At 65.3% G+C, this 14,889-nt stretch carries 10 protein-coding genes; 7 read left to right on the forward strand and 3 right to left on the reverse strand.

What is annotated here, in order from left to right; translation table 11 throughout:
- The first annotated feature begins 213 nt into the window (after positions 1-213).
- Positions 214-1,272: an LOG family protein gene (locus BST12_RS08875; protein WP_083112737.1), complete on the forward strand. Its 1,059-nt coding sequence runs from the start codon at positions 214-216 to the stop codon at positions 1,270-1,272.
- Between the two features lie 162 nt (positions 1,273-1,434).
- The gene (locus BST12_RS08880; RefSeq protein ID WP_083112738.1) at positions 1,435-3,603 is read left to right on the forward strand and encodes a PPE domain-containing protein; all 2,169 of its coding nucleotides are present in this window, start codon (positions 1,435-1,437) and stop codon (positions 3,601-3,603) included.
- 279 nt (positions 3,604-3,882) lie between these two features.
- Here the strand turns inward: BST12_RS08880 and BST12_RS08885 are convergent, their stop codons facing one another.
- Positions 3,883-4,251, reverse strand: a complete 369-nt coding sequence (locus BST12_RS08885) for a DUF732 domain-containing protein (protein ID WP_083112739.1) — start codon at positions 4,249-4,251, stop codon at positions 3,883-3,885.
- 265 nt (positions 4,252-4,516) lie between these two features.
- On the opposite strand from BST12_RS08885, the gene BST12_RS08890 reads away from it, so the two are divergent.
- From BST12_RS08890 to BST12_RS08900, 3 genes are all read left to right on the forward strand, one after another.
- Positions 4,517-6,235: a PE family protein gene (locus tag BST12_RS08890; RefSeq protein ID WP_083112740.1), complete on the forward strand. Its 1,719-nt coding sequence runs from the start codon at positions 4,517-4,519 to the stop codon at positions 6,233-6,235.
- Positions 6,236-6,264: 29 nt separating this feature from the next.
- Positions 6,265-7,137 carry a hypothetical protein gene (locus BST12_RS08895; RefSeq protein WP_083112741.1) on the forward strand — a complete coding sequence of 291 codons (873 nt, stop codon included), beginning with the start codon at positions 6,265-6,267 and terminating at the stop codon, positions 7,135-7,137.
- Between the two features lie 87 nt (positions 7,138-7,224).
- Positions 7,225-8,064: a bile acid:sodium symporter family protein gene (locus BST12_RS08900; RefSeq protein WP_245850179.1), complete on the forward strand. Its 840-nt coding sequence runs from the start codon at positions 7,225-7,227 to the stop codon at positions 8,062-8,064.
- Between the two features lie 56 nt (positions 8,065-8,120).
- Here BST12_RS08900 and BST12_RS08905 read toward each other — a convergent pair whose 3' ends face one another.
- On the reverse strand, positions 8,121-11,297 hold the full coding sequence (locus BST12_RS08905; RefSeq protein ID WP_083112743.1) for an ATP-binding protein: 3,177 nt from the start codon (positions 11,295-11,297) through the stop codon (positions 8,121-8,123).
- Positions 11,298-11,408: 111 nt separating this feature from the next.
- Here BST12_RS08905 and BST12_RS08910 point away from each other — a divergent pair, with 111 nt between their 5' ends.
- Complete coding sequence (locus tag BST12_RS08910) at positions 11,409-12,641, forward strand: nucleotide disphospho-sugar-binding domain-containing protein (protein WP_083112744.1); 1,233 nt, start codon at positions 11,409-11,411, stop codon at positions 12,639-12,641.
- Positions 12,642-12,651: 10 nt separating this feature from the next.
- Here BST12_RS08910 and BST12_RS08915 read toward each other — a convergent pair whose 3' ends face one another.
- Positions 12,652-13,737, reverse strand: a complete 1,086-nt coding sequence (locus BST12_RS08915) for a PPE family protein (RefSeq protein WP_083112745.1) — start codon at positions 13,735-13,737, stop codon at positions 12,652-12,654.
- Positions 13,738-14,026: 289 nt separating this feature from the next.
- On the opposite strand from BST12_RS08915, the gene BST12_RS08920 reads away from it, so the two are divergent.
- The gene (locus BST12_RS08920) at positions 14,027-14,884 is read left to right on the forward strand and encodes a L,D-transpeptidase (protein ID WP_139801560.1); all 858 of its coding nucleotides are present in this window, start codon (positions 14,027-14,029) and stop codon (positions 14,882-14,884) included.
- The last annotated feature ends 5 nt before the right edge of the window (positions 14,885-14,889 follow it).

Raw genomic sequence — 14,889 nt, forward strand, 5'->3', positions numbered from 1 at the left:
ACCAGCACCCCTTCCACGGCGATCGCGCCCATCACTGCATCGCCGCAGGCGACGACACGACGAATAATCGACGATTACCACAAGGGCCGGCTCGCCCCTGCAATCTCTGATACCCGCACCGGCCAAAAGTCATACAGACCGCGTGACGCCGACGAGCGGGCCGAATTACTCTGTCGCGCCAATCCGTTGTGACACAATGCAGCCGGATGCCACATGCCGATTCTTGAAGTCCCGTTCCAGCCGCTGCGCAGCTCGCTCTACACGTCGATGGAGCTGCTGAGCGGCTTCGCCACGGACCGGCCGGACAGCTTCGCTGAAACCGTGGACTTTCGGTCCTATCGATATTTCACCGCCCACGGCGGAGCCTGTCCCACCGATCCCTACGCCGGAATGATGCAGGCGCTGCACGACCACTCGATCATGCGCGCGCTCACCCTTTTCTTGCATAGTGTTGATGCGCCCACCGTCGCCATCATGGGCGGCCATGACGAGATTCGCGGATCGGCGAACTATTCATCCGTAGTCGACATCGCCCGGGCCCTGACACAGCGCGGCTGCCTGGTCGCCAGCGGAGGCGGACCCGGAGCGATGGAAGCCACCCACTTGGGCGCGTTGCTGGCCGGCGCGCCGGACGACGATCTGACCCACGCACTCAAACAATTGCATTCGCGCGCCACGCTGCCCGAGGGTGCGTCGGCGGTGGTCTCCTGTACGGGTGAGGTCGATATCGCGATGGTGCGCCGGCTGCATGATTGGGTCAAACCCGCTTACGAGATCGCGCAAACGTTCATCGACCGCGGCGGGCGCAGCATCGCGCTGCCCACCTGGTATTACGGCGGTGAGCCGCTTTCGCCGCTGGCAACGCATGTCGCGAAGTACTTCCAGAACAGCATCCGGGAAGACATCCTGCTTTCATTGGCCGCCAACGGCATCATCTACACCCCTGGAGCAGCGGGCACGTTGCAAGAGGTGTTTCAGAATGCGGCGCAAAATTTCTATCCGCGAAACGACCAGGCGTTCGCCCCGATGATCTTTCTGGGCGAAGAATTCTGGACCGAGGAACTGCCGGTTCTCCCCGTGCTTGATGCCTTGTTCGTCGGGCGGGCGAAGCTGTCACGCCCGGAATTCGAGCGGCTGGTGCGGATCGTCGACACGGCCGAACAGGCAGTCGGCGCGTTGCTGGAGCATCAACCGTCCACGGCGAAAATGATGAACCGCATGCACGCCGTGGGGTTTGGACCGCTGATGGCGGCTACCCGGCCACTGGCCTGACATCTGCGAGAAGTGTTGACGCTGAATCATTTTCTGCACGGTGCTTTGTGGCCCAACAGCACAAAACGGGCCACGTCCACAGGGACTGCCGGGTACAGTTTGTTCGGCCACCGCCGCTATGCGCGGGGTAGTGATGAGCGCCGACGCGGAGGGTGGGGCACGATGAATTTTGCGGTGTTGCCGCCTGAGATCAATTCGGCGCGAATGTTCACCGGTGCGGGATCGGGACCGCTGTTGGCCGCCGCAGCGGCCTGGGATGGGTTAGCGGGGGAGCTGAATTCGGCGGCAGCCTCGTTCGAGTCGGTGACTTTCGGGCTGGCAGGCATGTCGTGGCAGGGCCCGGCCGCGGCGGCTATGACGGCCACGGCGGCTCCCTATGCGACATGGTTGGCCGCGGCCGCCACCCAAGCCGAAACTACGGCCGGTCAGGCGCAGGCGGCGGCTTCGGCATTCGAAGCCGCGTGGGCGGCCACGGTGCATCCGGCGTCACTGGCCCTCAACAGGTCGGACCTCGTCTCGTTGATCCGCTCAAACCTGTTGGGACTCAACGCTCCAGCGATTGCGGCGGTCGAGGGCCAATACGAACAGATGTGGGCCCAGGACGTCGCGGCGATGTCCGGCTACTACAGCGGGGCCGCCGCGGCGGCCGCCCAGCTGACGCCGTGGCAGCAGGCCGCGCAAAGCCTGCCCGGCCTGCAGGGCATCAATCTGGGCATTGGCAACATCGGCAACTTCAACGTCGGCAGTGGCAACACCGGCAGCTTCAACCTGGGCTCGGGCAATGGCGGGCCCGCCGGCGGCGGCGACAACAACGTGGGATTCGGCAACTTCGGCTCCTTCAACATCGGCGCCGGCAACGGAAACGCCGCCTTGGGCTTCCCCGGCGCGCCCTACCCCGGGGCGGCCAGCTACAACGTCGGCACCGGCAATATCGGCCAGTTCAACTTCGGCTTGGGCAACGTCGGCACCGGCAACATCGGCTTCAGCAACGGCAATGTGGCCAGAGCCATCGACGGCATACAGTCCACATTCAATGTGGGCGTTGGCAATCTGGGCAATTACAACTGGGGGTTCGGCAACCTCGGCGACGGCAACGTCGGCATCGGCAATGTCGGCAGCAACAACATCGGCATCGGGCTCACCGGCAACAACCAGATGGGCATCGGCGGGCTGAACGCGAACAATGTCGGGTGGAACGCCGGCCTGGGGAATAATGGCAGCTTCAACTTCGGTTTCGCGAACGCCGGCGACGGCAATGTCGGCCTGGCCAACACCGGCCACGGGAATATCGGCATCGGCCTCACCGGCAACAACCAGATTGGCTTCGGCGGGTGGAACTCCGGTAGCGGGAACACCGGCTTGTTCAACTCCGGAACCGACAACTCCGGCATTTTCAACTCCGGCACCCACAACTGGGGCATAGCCAATACGGGCACAAACAACTTCGGTCTGTTCAATTCGGGTAACACCGACACCGGAATCGGGAACACCGGCAGCACCAATACCGGCTTCTGGAACGCGGGCGCCTATAACACCGGCTCCCTCAACACGGGCAGCACCAATATGGGTGTGGTGAACGCGGGAAATGGCAACCTGGGCGCCTTCAATTCCGGCGGCACCTCGCTGTTCGGCCACAATGTGGGATTCTTCAACGCCGGCAATCACAACGTCGGCTCCTTCAACGCGGGCTTCGGCAATGTGGGCTGGTCCAATGCCGGTATCGGCAACACGGGCGCTTTCAATAGCGGCGGCAATGGCACCGATCCCGTATTCGGCCCGGGAATCATCGGACAGGCGGGCAACACCGGCTTCTTCAACTCGGGCTTCACCAATACGGGTCTTTTCAATTCAGGCAACACCAACACCGGTCTGTGGAACGCCGGTGACGTCAACACCGGCTTGGGCGGCACCGGCAGCCACAGCGGGAACTCCGGCTTCGGAAACTCCGGCACCGGCAATTCCGGTTTTTTCAACACCGGCAACTTCAGCTCGGGCTTCACCAATTCGGCCAGTGGCGGATATAGCTCGGGGTGGGGAAACTCCGGCGGTGGTGAGGACAACGTCGGCTTCTTCAACGCCAGTGGTGGGGGAACCGACACCGGCTTCTTCAACCATGGTGCCGATGGCTTACAGGTGGGCTTCTTGAATTCGGGCAACCACGTCATCGGCCTGATGAACTCGGGCTACTACAACACCGGTTTCTTCAACTCGGCCGAGCACAGCTCGGGTGTGGGTAACACCGGCGGGATGAACAACTCGGGTTTCGGGAATTCGGGTGGCTCGGACTCGGGTGGATTCAACTCCGGGTCGGGGGAATCGGGTTTCTTCTAGGCGGGTAAATAGCCGGTTGCCGCCCTTCTTTTCCGTAATGCAGTTTGGAGGCCGCTCGGACCCTACGGAAGCCTTCAACGCCAACAAGAATTTGCGCGGAGGGCATGGCCGGCAGACGCCTGACCAGATCGCCCAGGACATTCACACCACGTTGGGCGCAAAGGGCATCTCGTTTGCCGACGTCTCACTTCCATGGTCAGTACTGAAACGTCAAGTATCGCAACATTTTTGAGCGGCGCGGGCTAAGTCCGCGCCGCTCACTCGTGACACGTAGTGCGGTCAGGCCGCGCTGATCGTGACCGTGCCGTCGGCGTTGTGGTGCATGTACTGCGGGCAGTAGGACTGCACCGAGTCGACGACGAACACCAGCGAGTTCTGCTTGCTCATGCCGGGGTTGTCCTTGACCAGCTGCGCGCTGATTGCGCTGGGCTTGGTGCCCTCGCCGAGCGCGACGCAGACCTTGTGGCCCACCTTGATGGCGGCCTGCGGGTTGCTGACGCTGATCCCTTGCTGCTGCAGGGTGGCGACGAACTGGTCGTCGACGGAGCTGGCGTTGGCGGTGCCGAACGAGAGCAGGGTGGCCAGGCCGGCGGTCCCGGCGACGAGGGCGGTGCCGGCGACGGACTTGGTGATGCGGGTGTTGAACATTCGGTGGTTTCCTTCAAAGCGTTGGGGAGTTGCTGGTGAGGTAACAATCGGCCCGCCGCCTCCGCGGATTCTTAACAAATCCTTTGAACGGGCCTTTGAACGGGCGTGGTGTCCGCGCGCAGGCCCCCAAAAGCGGCAAGTATGGCGATGCCCGTGCGTTGCTCGGGCCTTGCCGGTTACCGATACGTGAAAACGCAGCTGCCAAGACGGGCATCTCGTTACGCTTAGGCGCACACTGGTCGGCGATTGAGGGGGAAGGGGCGGAGTGTCACTTCTGGTCGTGGCTCCCGAATATCTGATGTCGGCGGCATCGGATTTGGAGAGCATCGGATCGGCACTCGCTGCGGCGAACGCGGCGGCCGCCGCGCCGACTACCAGCATCGCGGCCGCGGCCACCGACGAGATTTCGACCGCACTGTCCCAGCTTTTCGCCGGGTTCGGGCAGGAGTATCAGGCCCTCAGCATCCAGGTCAATGCCTTCCAGCAGCAATTTGTGCAGTCCTTGAACTCGGCCGTCGGGTCCTATCTGGCGACCGAGATAGCGGTCACGGCACCGTTGCTGGCCGCGATAAATGCACCGACCGAGACCTTGCTCGGGCGTCCGCTGATCGGCAACGGAGCCAACGGCACTGCGGCCAGCCCGAATGGCCAGCCCGGTGGGCTGTTGTACGGCAACGGAGGGGCCGGTGGAAACGGCGGAGCTGCTGTGGCCGGCCTCAACGGCAGTAACCCCGGACAGGGTGGCAATGGCGGCAGTGCCACCCTGTTGGGCTCCGGCGGGCACGGCGGTCAAGGCGGTGCCGGACTCGCCGGTGTCGACAGCGTCAATCCCACGTCGACCGCTAACCCCAATGCCGGTACCACCCCTGCCGACATCGGGAGCCCAACCCAGCCCGTCGGCAGCCCCACAACGGCCACCGATGGCGGCGTCGGTCCCACCGGAAGCGCTGGGCAGGACGGCGGAGCCGGCGGCGCTGGCGGCTCCGTCTTCTCGACGGCTAACAATCCGCTGGGCGGCAACGGCGGCGACGGGGGCGCGCCCGGCACCGGAGGCGCCAACGGTGGTGCCGGCGGCGACGGCGGTGTCGCGTACACGACCCTGGCTAACAGCACGGCCAGCGGCGGCAACGCCGGCAACGGAGCCAATGGCAGCGGGCCGGGCGGTGCCGGCGGGGCCGGCGGCGTCGGCGGCTCCGCGCAAATCGCCGAGGGTTCCCAGGGAGGTACCGCCTATACCGGGGTGGGCGGTAAGGGCGGTAATGGCGCCCAAAGCAACATCGCCGGCGGCACGGGCGGTACTGGCGGCGCGGGCGGTAACGGCGGAAACGCCGGGCTGCTGATCGGCAATGGCGGCGCCGGCGGTGTCGGCGGTGTCGGCGGTGTCGGCGGGGCCGGTGCCCCCGGCGGTGCGGGCGGTGTCGGCGGGTTCGGAGGTGAGGCCGTCAGTGATTCCAACGCGTATGGCTACCCGCAGGGTCTGTCCACTGTCTCTGGTGGTCACGGCGGTAATGGCGGAGACTCCCTTTCCACCGGCGGCACCGGTGGTGTCGGCGGGGCCGGCGGAAACGGGGGGTCGGCCGGGGCTCTGCTGGGCTTCGGCGGCGCCGGCGGCGATGCCGGAGCCGGTGGCGTCGGCGGCATCGGCGGCACTGGTGGCGCTGGTGGCGCCGGGGGCCAGGGCGGCTTGTCCGTCGCCCCAACCGGCATCGCCGGCGACGGCGGCGACGGTGGTCTGGGCGGCGCCGGCGGTGACGGCGGTACCGGTGGCGTCAGCGGCGCCGGTGGAACGGGCGGCCGCGGCGGCTTGCTCGGGGCCTTCGGCAAGGACGGCGTCGCCGGGCCGCCCGGTGCCGGCGGTACCGGTGGCAACGGCGGCGCGGCCGGCGCCGGCGGTAACCCCGGCATCGCCGCGTCAGGAAGCAACGGGTCAGCAGGCCATAGCGGAACCGCGGGCGCCAGCGGCGGCCCGGGTCAGCCCGGCTGAACCTGAGACAGACGAAGGGCAGGGCGGCTATGAGCGCCACCAACCGCGTGGTGGCGGCAACGTCGGCCCGCGCCCTGCTCCTCGTCCGAAACGCTCTAACCAGCAACGCCGCGGATCCGCAGCAACCATCAGCAGCTACCGCCCGCCGTCCCGATGCCGGGCGCATCGTCGCCAGCCAACGCCTGCAACCGGCGACACTTCCGCCCGTGCAGCGCTCGGAACTGGTCGACCGGCTCTACGGCATCTACCGCGAGACCGTAGGCGGCTTCACCCGCGGGGAATTCCAGGGACTGATCTTTGGCGCCGACGACACGCGCCTCGCGCTGTTCTACGGTGCGGGCGGTGAATTGGTGGGTTTTTCCTTCGCCGGCATCGACCGGATGCAACACGCGGGCCGCAGCCACGCGGTGTTTTCCGCCGGCGCCTACTTCCGGCTGGGTTATCGCGGCGGAAAACCGGCCGAGTTGTTCGGACTTCGCCAAGCGCTGCGCTTCAAGTTCCACGAACCGCGTACCCCGCTCGCCTTGATGACCCGCGCATCTTCACCGGCGGTCTATCGTCTGCTCGCCACCACGATGCCCCGGATCTATCCCAGCCGCAGGCGCCGCACGCCGGCCGATATCGAGGCACTGGTGACTGCCCTCAGCGCGCAATGGCACCGGTGGTACTACATCCCCGTTGGCGAAGGCCCCTGGATCGTGCGGTCCCGCGCCACGCCCCATGACGTGTCGCGGATGCACCGACTCGAACACGACCCCGACGTGCGTTTCTACACCGAACTCAACCCGCGCTTTGCGGCGGGGGAGGCATTGGTGGTGTGGACGCCGCTGAACGCGGCGAACATCGCGGGCGGCTTCTGGCGCCTCCTGCGGGCGCGATTCGGCAGCCGGAAGCGCGCCTAGGCCCGACCGCGCTTGTGCTGCAAAGGAAAGCACCGATGTGGCCCGTGCCGGCCTCGCGCGCGGCATGGCAGGCTGTGCGTCGTGACAATGGCAGACGCGGCAAAGCTCGCTTTTCAGATAAGCCTGTTCGTCGTGATCCTGGGATACGGGTTGTCGGCGGACTTTGCCGACGTCGGCTATGTGCTGCGACGGCGCGCACTGTTGGCGCGTTCGCTGCTCGCAGTGCTCGTTGTTGCGCCCGCGATCGCGGTGCTGCTGGTGCAGGTGGTGGACCTGCGGCCTGAGGTGGCCATCGCGCTTGTGACGCTGGCGATCTCGCCCCTGCCGCCACTGCTGCCCCGGCGCGGAGAGAAGGCCGGGGGAGAGGTTCAATTCGGGCTTGGTCTGGTCATCGTGCTGGCGGTGCTCGCCGTGCCAGCACTTGCCGTAGCGGCCACGTTGCTGGGCAACGTGTTCGGGCGACAGTATGTGGTCAGCCCGTGGGCAATCGGAAAGCTGATGCTGGTATCGGTGTTAGCGCCGCTGGTGGTTGGGATGGCGATCGGCAAGTTCTGGCCGGCAGCGGCCAAGCGTATCGCGGGTCCGATCGAACGCGCCCAGCGCTGGGCGTTGCCAGTGGCGATGATCGTGCTGTTGATCGCCGCCGCACCACGGATGTGGAAGCTCGTAGGCGATTCGACACTCGTCGCGATGGTGATATTCGTTGCGGCCGCCTTCATTGCCGGGCACCTGTTGGGCGGGCCCGACCGTCAGTTCTCGGCGGTGTTGGCTTTCGCGAGCGGTTGCCGCCACCCGGCAACCGCCTTGACAATCGCGTCGGCGAACTTTCCCAATGCCGACGAACACGGGGCCGTCGCCTGGTACGGCGTGGTGACCGCCATTATCGGCGTCGCTTACACACGTTGGATACGGCGCAAGGCCGGTTAGCGAAGCGCCTTCCCGCGACGGGACTGGATGCCCGGGCAACGGGCAACCGCGACATTTCAGTCGTCGGCGAGCGCGGTCGCCAGGTGGCCTTGGAAACCCAGCGCCTGCGCCAGGGCGAGGTACCGATCGGCGTGGCTCCGATAACCGCGCGCGTCGTCCCGCGCCTGCGCCAGCAGCGCGCGCATTTTCAGCAATGGCAGTTGGAAGATCACGAGATCCGGCTCGGTTGGAGCGGTGGCCAATGTGTGGATCGCGCGCTGCGCTTCGGCCAGGTCGGTATCCCGGCATCGCTTCAGCAGCGATTCCACCAGAACGCTTGTCGCTGAACCCAAATGCCACAACACGCCGCTTTCCAACTGCGCCGCGATCACGCGGCGCGAGAGTTCGATCGCGCCGGCGAAATCTTCCATCCGGGCCCTCTCTGCCGCGACATGCAGGTCGATGATGGGTATTGCACTCATCATGAATCGCCCGTCCGACGCCGCAGATCGTGTTTCGGCGAGCAGATCGAAACCGGCTGAACGCTCGCCGCCGTCGATCGAGACCAACACAATGCCCTGTGTTAGTTGAGCCATGTGTAGGGCGAAGTCTTCACTGCAGCGCTGGGCGATGCCCAGCGCGTTCTGGGTATCAGTCAGGGCCGCTGCGTCTGCCGGCAAGGCTCCGACGGGGATGCCCAACATGTATTTGAACATGATCATCGAGACATAGGTAGTCGGATCGACGCGCGAGAATTCGATCGCCTGGTCGAGGTCGATCTTCCAGTCAGGCTGTCCCATTGCGCATCTCGCTGTTGCGCGCATGGCCGCCGCGAAGGCCAGCGGTGAGCCGGTGAGGATGTTGCCCTTGGTGGGATCGCCGCCGGCCAGATCGATTACCCGCTGGGCCAGCTCGACGGCGGCAGTCATCTCGCAGGCTTCGTGCTTGGCGTGAATCGCAGGATAGAGCAAGCCGACGACCAGTTCCGGCTCGCCGATCGCATCGAGTAGTGCAAGGTATTCCGTTGTAAGGCACAGCGATTCGCGGTTGCGGCCGTGGTGTGTCTGCTCCACCAACAGGCCCGCCATTCCCATGGCCAGTGGAACCCGGGTCTCGGGTTGGGTGCACAGGTCGCGCAGTTCGTCGAAGCCGTCGGCAACTCCGCCGCCGGCCCGCCAGGTGCTTCCACAGAGCAGGGCGCGCGGAGCGGCCCGCATCAGCGTCCGGTGTGGCTCATCGGCCGGCAGCTGGTCGGCTAGTTGCCGTGCCAGAAGCCAGCTGGTGCGGGCCGCATTGATGTCACGGTTGGCGAACCAGGTGCCGGCACACATGTGCCAGCCGAACGCCTCGCGGAGGTCTCCGGCGGCCTCGAGGTGAGCCGCGATCGACGCGGCGTTCTCATTCAGGGTTGCGGCATTGCATCGCTGGAGCGCGGCAGCCAGGTGCCGATGTAGTTGTGCGCGTGCCAGTTTGAGCTGGGATTCGTAGGCGACGGTCTGAACGAGCGGATGCCGAAACGCATACTCGGCACGCGGCGTGAACATCACCTGGTCGATGAGCTCAGAATGGACCAATTCAGCCAGCGCAGCCTGGCGCACGTCGTCGGCATCCTCGAGCAGGACGGCCAACAGATCGGTGCCGAAGCGCGATCCGATGACCGTTGCGGCGTTGAGTGTCCGTTTGGCCGGGGCACTTAGTCGATCGATGCGTGCGCCGATCGTGGCCTGCAGGGTTGGTGGGACGCTGACGTCGTCAACCTCTTGCTGGCGTTGGTATGCGCCACGTTCGCCGACGATGACTCGTCGTTCAGCGTATTCGCGCACGATCTCCTGGACGTAGAACGGATTTCCGGCGCAGCGTTCGATGATGCGTCCCGCAAGGTCGCTGAGCGAGGGATGCGAGCCGAGGAGCTCAACTGTGATCGTCGATGCCTGTGAGTCATCAAGAGGTTCAAGGGCGAATACCCGGAAGCCGGCTGGGCGTGACAAGGCGCCTTCGTACTCCGGCCGGTAAGTCACCACGATCATCGACCGGGTTTCGGTAACTATGGTCATGAAATCGGCGAGCATCGACTCACTGGCTTCGTCGATCCAGTGGGCGTCCTCGATGATGTACAGGGTGGGCGTATCGCTTGCCACCGCCGCGGTTTGCAGCAGCGATGTCAGGCGTCGCCGTCTGGCGTCCGCGGAGACGTTGGGAGTGGCCTCCGTCGGATCCCGGATTCCGACCAGGTCGTCGAGCAACAGCAGGTCCTCGGAATCGGCCCCGGCGAGTTGGGCTCGCAATGCCGCGCGGGCAGTTGGGTAATCGAGTTCGTTCAGCCGCAATCGGTCGCGCACCAACCGGGCGATCGCGGTGAACGCGATCGCTCTGGCATGCGACTCGCAGAATGTCGAAAAGACCGCTACGCCACGGGCTTGTGCCACCTTGATCAACTCGCGGCAGATGCGGCTCTTGCCGATGCCGGGTGGCGCGGTGACACCGACGACGCATCCCTGCCCGTTGATCGTATCGTTGAGAATCGCTGTGAGGGACTCGATTTCACCGTCCCGGCCGACAAGTGTCGATTCGATTCGGGCGGCCAGCGTTCTCTTGGAGGCCATCGCTTGCAGGCTTCGTGCCGCGACCGGCTCGGCTGCACCCTTGATGGTGACCAGTTGCCAGGGCCCCAGTACGGTGACATGTTCGACGAGTCGAGCGGTGGCTTCGCTGAGCATGACACCACCCTGTGGCGCAACCGCTTCCATTCGCTGCGCCATCCCGACCTGCGCCCCGATAGCCGTGTAATTCGAAGGGCTGGAACCGATTTGGCCGACCACCACATCGCCGGAATTCAATCCGACCCGAAGGGCCAGCGCCACGCCGTCCCGACGCTGGACGTCGTGTGCCAACCCCGCCACCTCCGTTTGAATCTCCAAGGCCGCCACACAGGCGCGAATTGCGTGGTCCTCCAAAGCGATCGGCGCGCCGAACAGGGCCATGATGCCGTCGCCGGTGAATTTATCGACCGTGCCGCCGTAGCGTTGGATTACGGCGCCGCATCTGTTGAAGAGGTCACCCATGACTTCGCGCAGCCGTTCGGAATCGACTGCCGCGGCCAAGTCCATCGAGCGCACCACATCGGCGAACAGGACCGTGACCTGCTTGTGCTCGGCTTGCGTGGTGACGACCTCGACTGGGGACCCGCAAGCGTCGCAGAAGCGGGCGCCGGCGCGCGGCTCGGTACCGCATCTTTGGCACGTTGACCCCGTCATCTGGGTTTTCCTGCATCTCTAGGCGGCCGCTGGTCAAGCTTAGAGCGCAAACTCGGCGTCGATAAACTATTCGGTCATGCCTGACAGGGCGATTGCCGGAATGGCTGATTGATGGCCACGATCCTGGCGTACACGTCCCCGGCTCGCGGGAATCTCTATCCGATGCTCGCGTTGCTGATCGAACTCCGGCGGCGCGGTCATCGCATCGTGTTGAAGACCCTCGCCGCGGGCGTCTCGACCGGCTGCGAGCTGGGGTTTGAGGCATCAGCAGTGGATCGCCGGATCGAAGCTGCGGTGATGACCGACTGGATGGCGCCCAATGGCCGGACCGCGTTGAAAATGGCCTTCGCCGTTTTCGGGCAGCGGGCGGCATACGAGGTCGAGGATGTGCGCGCGGCCAGCGACACCGTACGGCCCGACGTATTGATGGTGGACGCGAACTGTTGGGGAGCGGCGGCGGCGGCGGAGGCCGGCTCGTTGCCGTGGGTGTCGTTCTGGGCGTTCACTCCTTTCCTGCGCTCGCGCGGTGCGCCGCCGTTCGGACCCGGTGTGCGTCCGTGGCCCGGCCCGTTGGGCCGGTTGCGGGATGCGGCGCTTCGTCCGCTGGTAACGACGCCATTCGAGAAGGCGCTCCTCGGCCCGCTCAAAGCGGTTCGTCAGGACGCCGGTGCGACGGCCGTTGGCAACGTCGACGAATTGCTGAGGCGCGCACCACTGATGCTCGTCGCCACCGGCGAGCCGTTCGAATATCCGCACCCGGACTGGGGGGACTCCGTCGCGTTGATCGGGCCGTGCGACTTCGATCCTCCTGCGCCGGCACCCGAGTGGCTCGAAACCATCGACCGCCCCATCGTGTTGGTCACAACCTCGTCTGATCGTCAGGCCGACGACCGATTGCCGATTATCGCGATGGCAGCCTTGGCCGAAGAACCGGTGCATGTCGTTGCGACATACCCGTCGGGGATGCCCGGCGATATTGCGGTGCCCGCCAATGCGACTGTGCGGGAGTTCGTGCCGCACGGACTGGTGCTGGACAGGGCGGTGGTGGCCATCACACATGGCGGAATGGGCAGCACGCAGAAAGCGCTTTCGCGCGGCGTGCCGGTGTGCGTCGTGCCCTTCGGCCGGGATCAGTTCGAGGTCGCCAGACGAGTTGTGGCTTCCCGCAGCGGAACTCGGCTACCCGCCAGGAAGCTCACCGCGGAGAGGTTGAAAGACCAAGTATTGCAGGCGATGTCGATGTCTGACGGAGCGCAGCGAGTCGCCGAGGGCTTCCGGAGTACTGGCGGCGTCGCTCGCGGCGCCGACCTGATCGAGCGACGGCTTATCGGTGTCGGTTCCTGACACGTTCAGATCAGAAGAGACCTTGCTTGGGCATGACGGTCGGCTTCACTCCGTACCGCGGTCCGGCGCCGACGCCGTTACCGGGTGGCACCATTGCGGGCGCAGGCGGTATCGCTGGGATCGATTCGTCCGCTTCGGGAACTGTCCAGCCGGTGCCGTCTAGAGAAGCGTTGTCGGCAACGGTCGTCGGCGCCGCGCTGTACCAAATTGCCGGCACCGACAGGTATCCAACCGAGGATGCATTGCCCAGACTTGCCACCGCCGGTGTTCGGCCGATGGGGGGCACCGCCGCGGCGCCGGCGGCAGTGCTGCTGGCGGTGCCCTCGGCGTCGTCCTTCGCCGGCGCGGCGAGCCCCATGAAGCCCGTGCCAAAGTCGGCCCACATAGCTTTGTTGTGATTGACGCCCTCCAACAGCGGAATGTCGGAAGCATCCAGACCGGAGAACAGCCTTACCGCGTCCAGGGCCGCCGCATCGGGTGCCGAGGCGACCGGGGACGCGAGGCTCATCACCACATCGGGCGCCCTGGCGATCAATTCGCCAAACCCCACCTCCTGCGCGGAGCCTGACGCGGCGTTCAGCTGCGGCGGTCTGGTCAGTGGGTTCAGTCTTCCGGCAACCGCGGAGGATGCCGCGTAGCCGTACATCACCGACGCGTCCTGGGCCCACATTTCGCCGTAGCGCGCCTCGGTGACTGAGATAGCAGTTACGTTTTCACCAAGGACGTCGGTCGCGATCAGTTGGGCCAACCGGGCTCTGTTGGCGGCGATCTCGGCCGGTGGGACCGTCATCGCGAAAGCTGTCTCAAAGGCGGCAGCAGACGCCATGGCCTGCGCCGCTGCGACCGCCGAAGATTCGGCGGTGCAAGTCAGCCACACCACCAGGGGCTGCGCCGCGGCGGTCATCGACAGCGCCGCGGGACCCATCCAATGCTCGGAAGCCAGACCGGCAATGACCGATTCGAACGAGGACGCTGCACGGCTCAACTCGGCAGCTACGCCGTTCCACGCACTCGCGGCTGCCAATAGCGGCGCCGCGCCTGCACCGGCGTACATGCACGCCGAATTGACCTCCGGAGGTAGAGCCCCAAAATCCACCGAATACGACCTCGAGCACCAACTATGCGACGCGGCGGCGCCAACCGCGTCGTTGTTGCCGTGTACCCAAAGACGGTAAAGACCGCTCGCGATGCGGTCCAGCCGGTGACGGTGTCGGCGAGTGATTCATTGAGTCTTCATATCGTTTCCTGACCGAGTCAGTCGTAACCAAATCGCGGCGAAGACTTGACCGAGCTGCTCGCGCGCGCTGCGCAGCCCTGGATAGGAGCGCCCCTAACATCGTCAAGCGACAACGACGATTTGGTCATCTCAAAGGGTGATGGAAACGATGCGGGCATCCGTTCGATCGGTTTTGATAGCGATCGTGATCGCTGCGACAGTGGTCACTGAGCCAGCTGGTGTGCGCCTGGCGGCCATGAGTGCGCCGCAGGGATCTTTCGCCATCGCATCGGTCTTGCCCGGGTCCGGCTCGCTAGTGGGTGTGGCTCATCCGGTGGTGGTGACGTTGCGCAGGCCGATAGCCGACCTGGCTGATCGCCAGGCGGCCGAGCGCTCCCTAGCGGTCAGATCAACGCCGGTAATGACCGGCAGGTACGAATGGCTCGATAACAACGTTGTGCAATGGGTTCCCGATAGATTCTGGCCCGCGCACAGCACGGTGGCGCTTTCGGTCGGCGGACTGCGCACCGACTTCAAGACGGGTCCAGTGGTCCTCGGTGTTGCCGACATCTCGAATCACACTTTCACCGTGAGCATCGATGGAGTCCAGGCAGAACCACCACCTGCGCTGCCGGCGCCGCACCACCGGCCGCACTTCGGAGAGGAAGGTGTCATGCCTGCCACGATGGGCAAGCCGGAATTCGAGACGCCCGTCGGAACCTACAGCGTGCTCGCGAAAGACCGCTCGGTGACTATGGATTCGAGCAGTGTCGGCATTCCGGTCGACGACCCCGAGGGGTATCGGCTCTCGGTCGATTACGCCGTCCGAATCACCAGCCGCGGTCTGTATGTGCACTCAGCTCCGTGGGCGGTGCAAGCAATGGGGGTCGAAAATGTCAGCCACGGCTGCATCAGCTTGAGCCCCGCCGACGCCGAGTGGTACTTCGACACGGTCAAGGTTGGTGACCCGGTCGTGGTGCGGGAAGGGGTTCCGCGAGAAGAGAAGTCGGCTGATCGGGTCAGCTGAACGGA

The sequence above is a fragment of the Mycobacterium angelicum genome, assembly GCF_002086155.1.
Taxonomy (GTDB): Bacteria; Actinomycetota; Actinomycetes; order Mycobacteriales; family Mycobacteriaceae; genus Mycobacterium; species Mycobacterium angelicum.